8 protein-coding genes and 1 tRNA gene are annotated in these 15,707 nt (G+C 35.9%); 6 read left to right on the top strand and 3 right to left on the bottom strand.

Annotated elements, in window-relative coordinates; genetic code table 11:
* Nucleotides 1-342: 342 nt before the first annotated feature.
* The 4 genes from L1I30_RS08825 to L1I30_RS08810 all read left to right on the top strand — a co-directional run bounded on the left by L1I30_RS08825 (nucleotide 343) and on the right by L1I30_RS08810 (nucleotide 8,803).
* Entirely contained in the window at nucleotides 343-3,507 is a 3,165-nt protein-coding gene (locus L1I30_RS08825) for a SusC/RagA family TonB-linked outer membrane protein (RefSeq protein ID WP_236133914.1), read from the top strand.
* A gap of 10 nt (nucleotides 3,508-3,517) precedes the next feature.
* A complete protein-coding gene (locus tag L1I30_RS08820) occupies nucleotides 3,518-5,149 on the top strand; it encodes a RagB/SusD family nutrient uptake outer membrane protein (protein ID WP_236133913.1) in 1,632 nt (543 codons plus the stop codon).
* Nucleotides 5,150-5,190: 41 nt separating this feature from the next.
* Complete coding sequence (locus tag L1I30_RS08815; RefSeq protein WP_236133912.1) at nucleotides 5,191-6,549, top strand: glycan-binding surface protein; 1,359 nt, start codon at nucleotides 5,191-5,193, stop codon at nucleotides 6,547-6,549.
* Between the two features lie 64 nt (nucleotides 6,550-6,613).
* Nucleotides 6,614-8,803: an endo-1,4-beta-xylanase gene (locus L1I30_RS08810; RefSeq protein ID WP_236133911.1), complete on the top strand. Its 2,190-nt coding sequence runs from the start codon at nucleotides 6,614-6,616 to the stop codon at nucleotides 8,801-8,803.
* A 289-nt stretch (nucleotides 8,804-9,092) separates the two neighbouring features.
* Here the strand turns inward: L1I30_RS08810 and L1I30_RS08805 are convergent, their stop codons facing one another.
* Both L1I30_RS08805 and L1I30_RS08800 read right to left on the bottom strand, forming a co-directional pair.
* Nucleotides 9,093-13,130, bottom strand: coding sequence for a hybrid sensor histidine kinase/response regulator transcription factor (locus tag L1I30_RS08805; protein ID WP_236133910.1), 4,038 nt, complete (start codon nucleotides 13,128-13,130; stop codon nucleotides 9,093-9,095).
* A gap of 375 nt (nucleotides 13,131-13,505) precedes the next feature.
* Nucleotides 13,506-13,579, bottom strand: a tRNA-Met gene (locus L1I30_RS08800).
* Between the two features lie 192 nt (nucleotides 13,580-13,771).
* On the opposite strand from L1I30_RS08800, the gene L1I30_RS08795 reads away from it, so the two are divergent.
* Nucleotides 13,772-14,158, top strand: a complete 387-nt coding sequence (locus L1I30_RS08795; protein ID WP_236133909.1) for an START-like domain-containing protein — start codon at nucleotides 13,772-13,774, stop codon at nucleotides 14,156-14,158.
* Between the two features lie 57 nt (nucleotides 14,159-14,215).
* Nucleotides 14,216-15,061 (top strand): aminotransferase class IV, encoded by an 846-nt coding sequence (locus L1I30_RS08790; protein WP_236133908.1) that lies wholly within the window; start codon nucleotides 14,216-14,218, stop codon nucleotides 15,059-15,061.
* On the opposite strand, the gene L1I30_RS08785 is transcribed toward L1I30_RS08790, so the two are convergent.
* Complete coding sequence (locus L1I30_RS08785; protein WP_236133907.1) at nucleotides 15,058-15,618, bottom strand: YqgE/AlgH family protein; 561 nt, start codon at nucleotides 15,616-15,618, stop codon at nucleotides 15,058-15,060. The genes L1I30_RS08790 and L1I30_RS08785 overlap by 4 nt on opposite strands.
* Between the last annotated feature and the right edge of the window lie 89 nt (nucleotides 15,619-15,707).

The raw sequence follows: 15,707 nt of genomic DNA, 5'->3' as shown, positions 1-15,707 counted from the left end.
GTGAATAATCTCTTAAATAAGTTTAAAAAAATGTTTCGAAATAGTCATTTCTACCCCTCTCTTTTTAGTTTTTCTTAACTAAAACCAGTTAAAAACATCAGGTTTTACGGGTAATGCTTCAAAATTGATGTATAGATGCAGCAAATGTTTTAGTAATTTTCTATTACGGCAGATATATTTGTTACTAAGCGTAAAGATTTTTTTAACAAAATTTTATTTCTCAATCGATTTCGTAAAAACGGTATCAAAAAAGCGTCTTTTGTTTTTACTGTTCTGTAATAATCGATGTGTAGAAATATCAATCATCCTATGTATAAACGCTTTATCAAAATTAACAAGAACATGACACAACATTTACTTTATGAATTAAGCTCAAAACTACGGGGTAAGTACCTGGTTGCCGTTTTAATTATGGTCAGTTTTACTGCATTTTCCCAAACTACAGTTACAGGAACGGTTTTAGATGAAACAGGCCCTCTTATGGGGGTATCTGTTCTTGTTGAAGGCACAACTAATGGGGTAGTGACCGACTTTGATGGTAATTACAGCATTAGCAATGTTTCTCCCAATAGTGTTCTTATTTTTAGTTTTGTAGGCTATAAAACCCAAGAAATTACTGTTGGTAATCAAAGTTTGATTAATACTACACTCGAGCTGGATGTTTCTTCTTTAGATGAGATCGTTGTAGTTGGTTATGGTAAAATGAAACGAAGTGATCTAACAGGCTCGGTAGTTTCGGTGTCCAGTAAATCTATTGAACAATCTGTTCCCACCACCATTGATCAGGTATTGCAAGGTCGCGCTGCCGGGGTTCAAATTCAGCAAAATAGTGGAGCTCCGGGTGGAAGTTCCTCTATTCGTATACGGGGTATTAGTTCATTAAATGGATCAAATGAACCCATCTTTGTAATCGACGGCGTTATTATAGACAGCGGTACAGGAACAGGAAATCAAAATGCTCTGGCATCAATTAACCCTTCTGATATTGTTTCTTTAGACATATTGAAAGACGCTTCTGCTACCGCTATTTATGGGTCTAGAGCTGCTAACGGAGTTATTATTATTACAACTAAACGGGGTAAGGATGGTCAGGCTACTGTTACTTACGACAGTTATATAGGTTTTCAAGAAATACCCACGAAACTGGAGTTGCTTAATCTGCAGGAATATGCGATACATAAAAATACCCGGGCAGATCTCGGAATTGTTCAACAAGATCCAAATTTTATTCGTCCAGACCTCTTAGGGGAAGGAACCGATTGGCAGGAAGCTATGTTTACACGAGCGAAAACTCAGAGTCATAACCTTTCAGTTTCCGGTGGTAATGAAAAAAGCACCTATGCTATGGGAATAGGTTATTTAGAACAGGAGGGAATTGCTATAGGCTCTTCCTTTGAAAGATTTAATTTGAGAGGGGTTTTTGATACACAGGTAAAAGATTTCTTGAAGGTAGGGGTAAATTTGGCCTTTAATAACTCTAAGCAAAAAACCACAGTTTCTGATCAGGCATTAATAATTACAGCTTTAAAACAAACTCCAAATGTAGCTGTACGAAATGCCGATGGCACCTTTGACGGTCCAGATACAGATGAATTTGTTCAGAACAATCCAGTTGGATTGGCCAGCATTAGAGATAACCGCAATGAAAGTGCTGGTATCAGGGCAAATACTTTTGCCGAAATAACTTTTTTTGAAGGTCTAACCTTTAAAACCGAATATGCTATCGATTATGGTTTTGCTAATGTGTATACATTTAATCCTTCCTATACCTTTGGGGCTATTAAAAATGATATTAGAGAAGGATCCCGCACTAAAGCCTATAGCAAATATTATAATTTTAAAAATGTTCTTACCTACGACAGGACATTTGGGATACATAGTATAAATGCAATATTAGGACAGGAATTTCAAGAATCTAATTATGAAAATTTATATGGATATCGTTCTGGTTATCTTACAAATGGCGCAACAGATTTGAATGCAGGGGATGCTACCACCGCCAGAAACTCTAATTTTAGCAACAAGAGCGCTATTAGTTCCTATTTTGGAAGAGCATTTTATTCGTATGATGATAAATATTTATTAACCGCCACTTTGAGGTATGATGGTTCTTCAAAATTCTATAAAGACAATAGATGGGGTTGGTTTCCCTCTGCTGCTCTAGCATGGAAGATTTCAAATGAAAATTTTCTAAAAGATAATTCTACTATTAATAATTTAAAACTCCGATTAGGGTGGGGATCTGTAGGTAATCAAAATGTGCCTAATTACGCATATACTTCAACTTATGCGGCATCAGCAACCAATTGGGGTACGGGATTGCTTGCAGCAAATACTGCAAATCAGGACTTGCAATGGGAAACAACCTATTCCAGTAACCTAGGTTTGGATCTAAATCTTTTTAACAATCGCGTAGAATTTATTGCTGATGTATATTACAAAAAGACCAAAAATCTCTTATTGCAATTGCCATTGCCTGCTTATGTAGGAACAACCGGAATAGGTTCTACTTCAGCTCCATGGGTAAATATTGGTTCACTTGAAAATAAGGGGATAGAACTCACTCTAAATACCGTAAATGTGGATACTAAAGATTTTTTCTGGAGATCTAACTTCGTATTTTCTGCAAACCGCAATAAGGTATTGGCTTTAAATACTGAGACTGGAATTTTGAATCGAACGCTTCAACAAGGCTCAGATATAACCATTGTAACGCGTACTGCAGTAGGGCAACCTATTGGCCAGTTTTATGGTTATAAGGTAATTGGGCGTTTTGAGGAAGCAACAGATTTTTACTATAGAAATAATAATGGCGAGATAGTACCTACCGCATTACCGGACGGAATGAGTATTGGAGAAAATGGGGTTTGGATTGGTGATTATATTTTTGAAGACATCAATAACGATGGTGTGATCAATGAACAAGACAGGGATTATATAGGTAATCCTTCTCCAGATTTCACTTTTGGTATCGGTAACACCTTTACCTACAAGGGATTTGATCTTAGCGTCTTGCTATCTGGTTCCTACGGAAATGAAGTGGTAAACTATCAGCGAAGGTTTTTAGAAAATCCCCGAGAGAACACTAACCTATTAAAAACAGCTCTAGGTTATGCGGAATTAGGATTGATAAACCCAGATGGTCCTAATGATTATAGAAATGTACAAATCGTGGGAGGAGATAGATATATGCCTAGAATTGCTGCTTCTTCAGCAGCTTCAACCTCTAATTTCAGGTATAGCAATAGATTTATAGAAGATGGTTCTTATTTAAGAATTCAGAACATTTCTCTGGGATATAATCTTCCACGTAATTTTGTAGAACAATTCGGACTTCTGAATTTCAAAATATATACCAATCTGCAAAACGTACATACGTTTACCAAATACTCAGGATTCGATCCAGAGATAGGCTCTATTAATCAGGATGCGCTATTAACGGGAATTGATAACGGCCGTTATCCTTCACCGAGAATTTATACGCTAGGGATAAATGTCAATTTTTAAAAAAAGAAACATGAAGACAAAGAAATTAATATATAGACTTTTTATAATGAGCTTATTTGTGAGTTCTTATAGTTGTAGTGATAATTTAGAAATAGAACCAGAAGATCAAATTACAAAAGAGAATTTCTATCAATCTGAAGAAGACTTTCAAGCAGCAACAGCACCGCTTTATAATAAAGTTTGGTTTTCCTTTAACGATAAATTCTATTTCGGGTTAGGCGATGGGCGTTCTTATAACCTGTATGCACCCTTTTCAGATTATGTCTATCCGTTCAGCGACTTGGCTGAAACCGGATTAACAGGACCGTTAGTGGAGGCATGGGGATCTCTTTATAATGTTATTCAACAATCAAATAATGTAATTATTGGTATAACTAATAGTGGGGTCGATGAAGATATTCAAAAGCAATATATAGCTGAGGCCAGATTTATGAGAGGTACCGCCTATTGGTATTTAGCATCACTTTGGGGAGATGCTATTATTTCTACAAATCCAACAGAATTAGTGAATAACCCTTTAGTTAATAAAAATTCAAGGGATGACGTTTATGAATTTGCAATTCGGGATCTAGAATATGCTGCAAAATTTTTACCGGAACAGGCAGGTCAAGGAGGTCGATTAACAAAATATAGCGCCTACGGTATGCTTTCTCGTCTTTACTTATCCTATGCAGGTTTAAGTGATAATCCTAATAGTGGAACAAGAAATCAGGCGCTTTTAGATTTAGCTAAAAAAGCTGCAGAGAAAGTTATAAATGAAGGCCCTTACACGTTAATGGCAGATTACGCCGATTTATTTAAAGTAGAAAATAATAATAATTCGGAGTCGATGTTTGCCCTGCAATGGGTTCCCAATGGCGATTATGGTGTAAACAATCCGCATCAGGCCTTTTTCGCTTTAGGATCCGAAATTACGGGTGATGATGCCGCTTGGGGGTATTATACAAGAGCTTCTTATGATGTATTGTTAGAATATGAATCGAAAGATAAGCGACGTAAAGCGACCTGGATGGCAGATGGCGATTTCTACCCAGAAATTAGCAAGGCCAATGGTGGTTACACGGTTGATCATGAAAATACCTATGTTAATGTGAAAAAGGGAGTAGTTGGATCTACCAAGGATAACGCCAGTATCTCCAGACAGAATTCCGCTCTTAACACTTATATGATGAGGTTGGGAGAGGTTTATTTGAATTATGTGGAAGCGGTTTTGGGTAATAACGAAAGTACCAGTGATGCTACTGCTTTAATGTACTTGAATGAACTAAGATCTAGAGCCGGCTTAGAAGCTAAAACCAGCATAACATATGATGACATTATGCACGAACGCCGAGTAGAACTATGTATGGAAGGGCAGTTTTGGTACGATTTGGTAAGAGGAGCCTACTACGAGCAGCAAGAAGTTATAAACTATATAAATGCGCAGGATAGAGGAACGATCGTAGCTTTTACCTATGATGCAAGTAGTAATAAAGTTTCTCCAGATGATACTCGTGACAATGATACCAGGGCAGTAGGCGTAGCTGATGAAAGTATTTTTCTGTTGCCTTATCCAGAGTCTGAAGTGGTTCAAAACCCTTTACTGAGTGAGGCTCCTGTGCCGTATGAGTTTACTGAAGAAAGAATAACTGATCTATTTTAAGTTTCACACTAAAAATGAATTTCATTAAAAAATTAATTAATATGAAAGAAAATATACGAATTAAAAATCCTTGGTCCTATCTCTCTCTGTTAGGGCTGATGGTTATTACACTGCTATTTACATCCTGTGAGAAGGACGACGATGAGGGTGGAATGATTACTATTAGCAAAATATATCTGGAAGATGTTAATTCCACGGTACCAGACAGAGAGGTTAGTTTTGCGAGATTAGGGCAACTTCTGCGTATTGAAGGTTCAGGATTTACTGGCCTTAAAAGGGTTTATATTAATGGTTTTCAAACCACCTTTAACCCGGTATATGTATCTGATACTTCTATGCTGGTTCGTATCTCGGGAGATACCCCAATTACTGAAGCAGAAGAAGATGTGCGAAATACTATTCGTTTAGCGAACAGCAGTAATGAGACCATAATTTCCTTTGAAATTCGTTCTTCACCTCCCACAATTACCAATATTTCAAATACTCTTCCAAATCCGGGAGAGGAAATTACCGTATATGGAACCGGACTAATAGAGGTTAGTAAGGTTGTTTTTCCGGGGGATGTAGAAGTAACCAGCGGAATTACTTTCGATGAAGAAGAGGGGGAGTTTTTTACAGTTACTATGCCTGAGGGAGTTTCAGAAAGTGGCGGATCAATCTATGCAGAAACAGCTAATGGAGGGGTTTATTCCCCAGCTTATTTCAACTTCAAAGATGGTGTTCTTTTAAACTTTGACGGGATGGGAAGCATAGGTGAGTTTGGTAATACTATTCGACAGACAGATCTTGAATCAGCGTCTATAGGAGAAGGAAATGTGTCGCAGGGAACATATGTCCCTCATCGTCCGGCTAGTGTAGCGTCTTTTGATGCAGGTAAAAATCGTGCTTCTGAAGTGTTCACTTCGGGGAATGAAAGCTGGCGTACACAGTTAACTCCCAATATACCAGCTTCCACCCCTTTGGATGAAGTTGCATTTCAATTTGATATTTATGTTCCTGAAGCCTGGGAGGGAAGTGGATTTTTAAAGATCCTTCTTATAAATAATTTTAATGGAGGAGAATGGACTGGTGGTGTTTACAACTACGTACCTTGGATTGTTGATGGAGAAGTAGAAGCTTTTCAAACTACCGGGTGGACCACTGTAACGATTCCGTTAAATGATTTTTATAGTTATGAAGACGGCGACTATACTTTTGAAGATGTATTAGCTTATCGAGAAGCCGCTACCTATAAGAATTTCGGTATTTTCTTTGAAAATTCTGATATAAAATTGAGTGATGTAATTAGAGGTAGCAGTGATGTGGAGTTTCCTTCTTCCTCAACTTCAGTAAGTGTGTATACAGATAATTGGAGAATTGTTTCTTTAGAAACTCCAACTGTGAGTGATTTTCCTGATTAAATAATAAATTAATACGAGATGAATTTTATTGGTCTTTATTAAATACACTATTAAAAAAATAGAAATGAAATACACAAAATTAATACCCATTATAGTACTTTCATCTGTGATGTTTTCTTCATGTGAAGATAACTATATGGAGTGGCAGGAAGTTCCTGATGCAAATAAAATAACTTCAGCCGAGTTACCTTTGGAGTTACAGGAGAAGATTAGTAGATATGAAGCCCTCAATTCGTACACCGACTTTACATTAGGTGCTGGTATTGTGCTGGACCTCTATATGAATAATGATTCCTATAGAAATTTAGTAATTGAAAATTTTGATGATGTTACAGTGGGCTATGCTATGAAGCATGGTCCTATGGTGAACTCTCAAGGAGAAATTGAATTTGAAACGGTAGATAATTTTATCGCATCAGTACGAGATGCAGGATTAGACGTATATGGGCATACCCTGGTATGGCATGCTAACCAAAATGCCAGTTACCTAAATGGGTTAATTTCGCCTATAGTAATTCCCGGTTCAAGTGGAGCCAACTCACTTGATTTATCTTCCTTACAAGCAGGAACACTCGATGGATGGGGAGGATCATGGAATTCTGCTATTTCGATAGTTGATGGTAAGGGATTGTCAGATAGTTCAAAAGCGGTTCAAATGGTTGCAGATGGTACAGCTAATCCTTGGGAGCTGCAACTGGGAACGCCAAATATTCCTATTGTTAGTGGACATTCTTATGAGGTTTCTTTTTACATAAAATCTGATCAACCGGGGAAAGGGCGTATTTCGTTTGATACAAATCTATCAAATCAATACCCATGGTTCGACTGGTATAGTTCAGGAAGTCAAACAGAAGCTTTTGAAACTTCTTCTGAATGGAAGCAGGTAAAATTCACATTAGACGCTTCCAATTTTGTTACAGGAGCCACCACTTTCATGTTTAATTTTGATCTAGGCTATTTATCGGGTGTTACATATCTCATAGATGTAGATAATATTTCGGTAGTAGATTTAGATGCTCAGCCGGAAAATATGATTGCAAATGGCGATTTTGAAGATGGTACAATTTCCCCATGGAATGGTTGGGGAAATGGATCATCAAGAGAAGTTTCAGCAGCGGGAGATGGTTTTGGAGGAACTGGGTATGCCATGGTTCTCAATAATTCTGTTGCAGCTAGTAATTATAGCGCTCAACAAGTTTACACTTTTAGTCAACCTTTAGAAATGGGAAAAGAGTATACCTGTTCTTTCTGGGTGAAGTCCACTTCTTCCAGTGCCAATCTGCAAGTTCAGATACAAAGCGATGATTATAGTGCCGATTATTATGGCGGAATAGTAGTAGGAAATTCTTGGACGAAAGTAGAATTCCCGGTTACACCCACTACAGATAATCGTACCAAATTAATTTTTGATTTTGGAGAAACTGCTACTACGTATTATTTTGATGATATAGTGTTCACTTCAGGAGAAGCAGGCGGAGGATCAGGGCCAACGATTATCGAAAAAACAGACGAGGAAAAAACGGAGATTATCGGGGATGCTATGGAAGACTGGATATCTAAAATGGTTAGCCATTACAAAGATGATGTTTTTGCCTGGGATGTGGTAAATGAACCTATGAAAGAGGGTGGTTCCTTACGTGATGGAAACGTAGCAGAATTAGCTGATGATGATTTTTACTGGGTGAAATACCTGGGGAAAGATTATGCAGTGACTGCTTTTAAATTAGCAAGACAATATGGAAACCCAACCGATAAACTTTTTATAAATGATTATAATTTAGAATCCAGCTTAGAAAAATGTGATGGGTTAATAGAATATGTTCAGTATATAGAAAGTAAAGGAGCTACTGTTGATGGTATAGGAACTCAAATGCATATTTCTCTGAATTCTGATAAAGACAAGATTATCCAAATGTTTCAAAAGTTGGCAGCCAGTGGAAAGTTGATCAAGATCTCTGAGCTCGATGTAAGACTTGGCACCAATTCACCCACAGTAGCTCAATTGGCCGATCAGGCAGCAATGTATCAATTTGTAATAGATTCTTTTAAAGAGCATATTCCTGCAAGTCAGCAATATGGTGTTACACTATGGAATATCTCTGATAACGCAAATGAACATGAGTTCTGGTTGCCAAATGAAGCTCCAAATGTTTGGGATGCAAATTATGCTAGAAAACATGCATATAAAGGAGTAGCCGATGGACTCGCTGGCCGGGATGTAAGTGAAGATTTTTCAGGAGAAATAGAATACTGATAGTTTGAGTTATAGCTGAAAGATCTCTTATAGCCGGTTATTAATAAAAAATAGTTATTGGCAAAAAAGAGATTGTAATTACCTTTATTTAACTTCCTGATTAGAAAGACTATCGAGAGCCTAGCTCCTCGATAGTTTTTTATTTTACAGGAAATGATATTCATTAATAAGATTGAATTGGCCAAAGGAGTTATAAACCTAGAATGGACTAGCCACCGGTTGGAGCAGAGAATATTAACTTACAGGATATATAGGTTAAAAGCATTAACCTTTAACAACGCAATTTGTATTATTTATTATTAACCTCTGTTGGGAGAACTCCAAAATGGGCTTTAAAGCACTTTGAGAAATAGGAGGGAGATGAAAAACCTACGTTATAACTTATTTCACTAATAGAATTATGCCCTGCTTCAATTAATTCTTTAGCTCTTTCAAGACGTATCTTACGTATTAATTCATTTGCAGTTAAACCAGTTAAAGCTTTTATTTTTCGATATAGCTGACTTCTACTTAAGTTAAATTGATCTGCCAGTTTTTCTACATTCAAATTAGCTTCACTAATATTTTCTTGTGTGTATATAATAATATTAGAAATAAACTCTTTATCCAGAGAGGTGCTTGGTTCTAATTCGGTCTTTTTATAAGCTCCCATATATTTAGAGAAAAGTAACTCCCGATTCGTAATAAGTTGTTTCAAGTGAGATCTCATCACCTTCATCTCAAAAGGTTTATTTAGGTAGACATCTGCACCAGCATTAAGTCCTTCCACCCAATCATCTACCATAGATTTTGCAGTGAGCATAAGTACAGGGATATGGCTTGTTCTTAAATCATTTTTAAGCATTTCACATAATTCATGACCATTTAGTTTTGGCATAACTACATCGGTAATCACAACATCGGGGATCATTTTCTTAGCCTTTTTTAAACCTTCCTCACCATCTTCGGCTTCTATTACCTTGTAAAATGTTTGTAGTTCCTGTTTTATGTATGTTCTAAGTTCAATATTATCTTCCACAACTAACAGGGTTCTCTTCTGCGCATTATTTTCAGGGGGTGTTTCGTCTTCCTGTATTTCGTTAACAGGAATATATTTAATTGAATTATCTGTATTAGAGGCAATATCTGAAGGTTCATAATGTTCTTTACCAATAGGGATCAGAATTCTAAACTTCGTTCCCACGCCTATTTCACTTTCTACATCTATTTGCCCTTTATGCAGATCAATAAAACTTCTAACAACTTCAAGACCTATCCCGGTGCCGCTATAATATTGCTCATTAAGTTCTTTTATTTGATAAAATCGGTCGAATATCTTGTTAAGTTCATCTGGATGTATGCCTTTGCCGGTATCTTCTATACTTATTTCAAGTGCCTTCCGGGGACTAGCGTCTTTTATTAATGGGAATAGATGATTTTCCTTTAATCCTATAGTAAGCGTGATTATACCATTATTGGTAGTGCTCTTAAAAGCATTTGAAAGGATATTAAATATTATCTTTTCCAGCTTGCTTTTATCGGCCCATATATTTTTAACCCCATATTCATTCTCTATTGATAAAGCTATATTTCTGTGTTGAGCCTCTTCCTGAAAGTGATCAATAATATCTTCAACGAGATTATTGATATTGAAAAAAGTAACACTTAATGGAATTTTATTGAACTGGAGTTTTCTGAAATCCATCAACTCATCTATCAAATGTTTTAAGCGTTTGGTATTCTTATGAATGATCTTGTGTTTATTTTTTATTTTTTCAGGAAGCGAAGCCTCTTTTAAAATATCTTCCAACGGACTCAATATAAGGGTTAGCGGAGTTCTAAATTCATGAGAGATATTAGTGAAAAATTGGATTTTCTTGTTGTTCAGGGTTTCCTCATGAATACGTTTTTCACGTTCCTGAGCTATAGTACGCCGAGCTTGAAGTCGGGAGTCCAAAAATTTGAAAGTGAAATAAGTGATAAGGGCTAAAATTAAAACATAGCATATAATTGCAAAATTGGTAAACCACCAGGGACGCAAGATTTCGATATTTAGGCTTGCTGCTTCATCATTCCATATCCCGTCACTATTTGCGGCCTTAACTTTAAAAACGTAATTTCCTGCTGGAAGATTAGTATAGGTGGCGCTTCGAGAATTTTCAACATAATTCCACCGATCCTCAAAACCTTCAAGGTAATAGGCAAATTGTATTTTCTCCGGACGAGTAAAATCGATAGAAGCATAGTCGATAGTGAAAACCGATTGGGAGTGGGTGAGAGTAATTTTTTCAGTTTGTGAAACTACTTTTTTTAGTGGGGAATCTTCCTGACCCGGTAGTACGGGCTGATTGAAAAGTTTAAAATCTGTGAGATATACAGTTGGTGTATGCTTATTTACAGTCAGATTCTCCGGATTAAAATGGTTGATGCCTTCATAAGAGCCGAAGTATAGTTTTCCTTTTTCATCTTTAAAAACAGCGCTGTTATTAAAATCATTAGTTAAGAGTCCATCATTTATCGAGAAATTTTGAGAAATATAATTTTCCTTATCAATTTTTGTTAATCCGTTATTTCCTGCCACCCATATAGCACCATTTTCGTCTTCAATTATAGAAGATGCTGTAACCTTGTTAAACCCGGATTTAGCTTCCATCCATGAAAAAGTATCTTTTTTCATATCATATCTACATAACCCGGCTCCATCGGTACCTATCCAGATGTTTTTAGAAGAATCTTCGTAGAGGTCTATTACTAGACTGGTGTATGGCTGACCAGCGTTTTTATTATATAATCTAGAGGATAACATATCAAGCTTAAAATAGTTTTTATGCCTTTTAAATTTGAATAATCCGGCATTCCCTCCAATCCAGATGTTATCTTCACTGTCTACATATATTTTTCTAATATCGCTAAAACTGATTTTTGCACTTCCAAATGGCTCCTGATTATAGGTGGAGAATTTTTTTATTATGGGAGAAAACGAATGAATACCACTAGAGAATGTCCCTATCCAGATTATCCCGTCAGAATCTTCGGAGAAACTAAGAATGCGGTTGGAGGTTATTTGTCTATTGGTGTTTTCTACAGAATAATGGGAAAAAGAAGTTGAGCCTTTTTCTAAGAAGTAAATTCCGTAATCCCATGTACCAACCCATATATTACCTTTACTATCCTTATAGAGGGTTTGCACATCAGGAGAATTAAGCCCGTTAGCAATTGAATTTTTGTTATTTAACAAATGGGTAAAGACGTTGGTTTTAGGGTCATAAACATCAATTCCACCACCATCCATCCCAATCCACAGTCTGTTATTATCATCCTTAATTATACCGGTAACCGAGCTTGATTGTAGGGAGTTGGGGTAGTTGGGTTTACTTTCTATATCTGGAAATTTATCATGAAGCCTGTCGTATACTCCTACGCCATTATTATAATATCCAATCCATATACGTTGCTGATCGTCTAGAAATAAGGACCAGATAGAATTGGATTTTATTCCTTTATTATCAAATTTGTTATTCAAATAGTGGTTTACAACCTTTCCCTTTCTATCTATTTCAAACATACCGTCGTTCTCGGTACCACATAAAATGGTTTTTCTTGGTGTATCCAGAAGGGATAATACTCGTTTAGTTGTAATTGGAAAATGCTCAATTAGATACCTTCCATTTTCATTACCGTCAATCTTTAGCAAACCTTGGTTAAGAGTACCTAACCAAACACTTCCTTTATCGTCAACTTCCATGGTTTTAATAGCTGTAGAAACTTTCTCCTTCCCATTTACTGTTACAAATACAATTGGGTATACTACATTTTCGTCTGTATCTAATTCGAGAAGTCCATCATTGGTTCCAATTAGAATTCTATTGTCAAAGAAAGCAAGACTGTTTATTAGAAGATTTTCGGTTTGCCTAACTCCGGTTATCTTAATTTTTGAAGGAAGTAGCGTTATAGGGTCTATCTTAAAAAGACCTGATTGATGGGTGCCTATTAAGATATCTCCATTTTTATCTTCAAGTATTGCCTGTACCGAAATACGCTTAACGGTTTTCTTTAAGAATAAATTGATGTGTGTAAAATTATCCAGTTCTCTATTATAAAGATCTAAACCTGCTTCGGTACCCACCCACAGCCTATTTTTAGTGTCTAAATATGTGGAATGTATAAGCGAATTACTAAGGCTGGTACTATCGATCTCGCTATACTGATAAGAAGTATAATCTACCCCGTTAAACCTGCTAAGGCCAAGCCCGTTGGTTCCCATCCATATAAAGCCCATTTCATCCTGAGAAATACTTGCTACAGCTCTTTGGGTAACATTGTTTTTAAGAGACTCGAAATTATACATAGGAAAGCTATTCTCTTGCCCATATAAGGGAGAGAAGGCTATAAAAAGAATAGCGACTAGTATAGCTGGAAATTTTATGATAGGCGGTAATTATTTTGATTGTTACAATTGATTAAAATTTATTTAAAATCTAAAAAAATATGGATTTTTAAATAAATCATGTCAATATACTCAGAACCTGACAACAATAATAGTTTTTTCTAAAAATCAGATAGATTTTTTCTGAATATTATAGAGTGCTATAAATAGAATGCGGGAGGTAAAAGAGTTTTATTATCAACCTTTTAAATCTAGATTGGAAAATGCAAATGCAAATTTTCGGCTTATGGTATAAAATAAAAAAAAACCGTTCAGAAATTTCTGAACGGTTTTTTGTAGCGAGAACGAGATTTGAACTCGTGACCTCCGGGTTATGAATCCGACGCTCTAACCAACTGAGCTACCTCGCCATACATTAAATTTTTAGCAATCTCGAAACGTTTGGGAGCACCAGCATATATGGGCTTCGCTTTCTAAGTTTGCGGGTGCAAATATAGAAACTATTTAATATGCTGCAAATATTATTTTGCGAAATATTTATTTTGTTTTCTTTTAGGGTTTGTAATTAATATTTATATTGCCCGAAATCTAATAAATACAGCATGGAAGACAAAGTTAAGTACGAGATGGAGTTTCCTATTCAGGCATCCCCTTCATTATTGTATCAATATATTTCAACACCTTCAGGATTAAGTGAATGGTATGCAGATAATGTTAATTCTCGTGGCGAACTGTTCACATTTATATGGGATGGGTCTGAAGAAAAAGCGAAGCTTCTAAGCAAAAAGAATGGAGAGCGAATTAAATTTAGATGGATAGATGATGAATCTACCCCGTATTTTTTTGAAATAAGAATTCAGGTAGACGATATAACTAAAGATGTATCTATAATGATTACCGATTTTGCAGAAGAGGATGAAGTAGATGAAGGCAAAATGTTATGGGAAAATATGATCTCCGATCTTAAACAGATTCTTGGATCAGCATAAAAATCCTTTTAGAAATAGTACCTTTGCCCCGTTTTATAACAAAAACGGGGTTTTTTTATGATTAATTTGAATGGGATTTTAGTAGAAGATAGCAAGGCAACTATCAATGTAAGTAATAGGGGGCTTGCCTTTGGTGATTCAGTTTTTGAAACTATTAGGGTTATTAATGGTAAAATCATTTTCTGGGAAGATCATTATTTTCGTTTAATGGCGTCCATGAGAATAATGCGCATGGAAATTCCTGCTAATTTTTCTCCGGAATTTTTAGAAAATGAGATTATTGAACTGGTTTCAGAAAACAATTTGATTGATTCGCCGGCACGAGTGAGATTTACCGTTTACAGAAAACAAGGAGGTCTATATCGCCCTCAATCGCTCGAAATTGAATATGCTATAGAGGTTTCCAAGTTGTCTAACCCGTTCTATTTGTTCAATACCGATTTTTATGAAGTAGAACTTTTTAAAGACCATTACATCAATAGCGGTCTTTTGTCTACCATTAAAACCAATAATAAGGCTGTAAATGTATTAGGAAGTATCTACGGTAAAGAAAATGCATATAACAACTGTTTGTTGCTAAATGAAAATAAAAGCATTGTAGAGGCTTTAAATGGAAATATCTTCCTAGTGAAGGGCGATAAAATTAAAACACCACCATTAACTGATGGAGCACTAAATGGAATCGTTAGAAAACAGTTATTGTCTATCATTAAAACCATTCCGGATATAGAAATTGAAGAAGTGTCCATTTCACCTTTTGAACTTCAAAAAGCAGATGAATTGTTTATTACAAATGTAATTGTTGGAATTCAACCTATCACGAAATATAGAAAGAAAGAATTCAGAACTGAAGTGTCTAAGAATCTACTTACTAAACTAAATGTAAAAGCGAGATTAGGTTAGTTGTAACTAGGGTTTTCGGGAGCGTTAGACCATAACATGTAGTTTCCTCCTAATTCTATCATCTTATCTTTCCAGAAAGAACGATAGGGTCTTTCTATAATGTCTTTTGGATCTTGGTGAGCGGTAATTACCCAAGAGTTAGAATCCAACTCCTGTTGCAGTTGCTCGGCATCCCATCCCGAATAACCTAAAAAGAATCTGATCTGTTTTTCTGAGATCAAGTCTTTTTCGATCAATTCTTTAACCGCATCAAAATTCCCTCCCCAAAATATCCCGTTCGCAATTTCAACGCTTTCCGGGATAAGATCTGGTATCTTATGGATAAAATATAGATTGTCCTGCTCTACAGGCCCGCCGTTATATATCTTAAAACTTTTATTAAGTTCAGGAATAAGATCGGCAAGAGTGAAGTCGAGTATCTTATTTAAGATAAAACCAATAGAACCGGTTTCAGAATGTTCCGCTATTAAAACCACCGATCTATTGAAGGATGCATCACCTATTATAGATGGTTCAGCCACTAATAATAAGCCTTTGGCTGGTTTTAACGCTATCATGATTTCATTCTTTTTATTAAATCTAAAGATTAAATTAACAATTTCAAATTAAAATTTAGATAATTTCAAAAAAAACTCCCCAGAAGGGG

Source organism: Gillisia lutea (genome assembly GCF_021568705.1).
GTDB lineage: Bacteria > Bacteroidota > Bacteroidia > Flavobacteriales > Flavobacteriaceae > Gillisia > Gillisia lutea.
The sequence above is the reverse complement of the archived record's forward strand: the minus strand, read 5'-3'. Positions and strand labels throughout refer to the sequence as shown.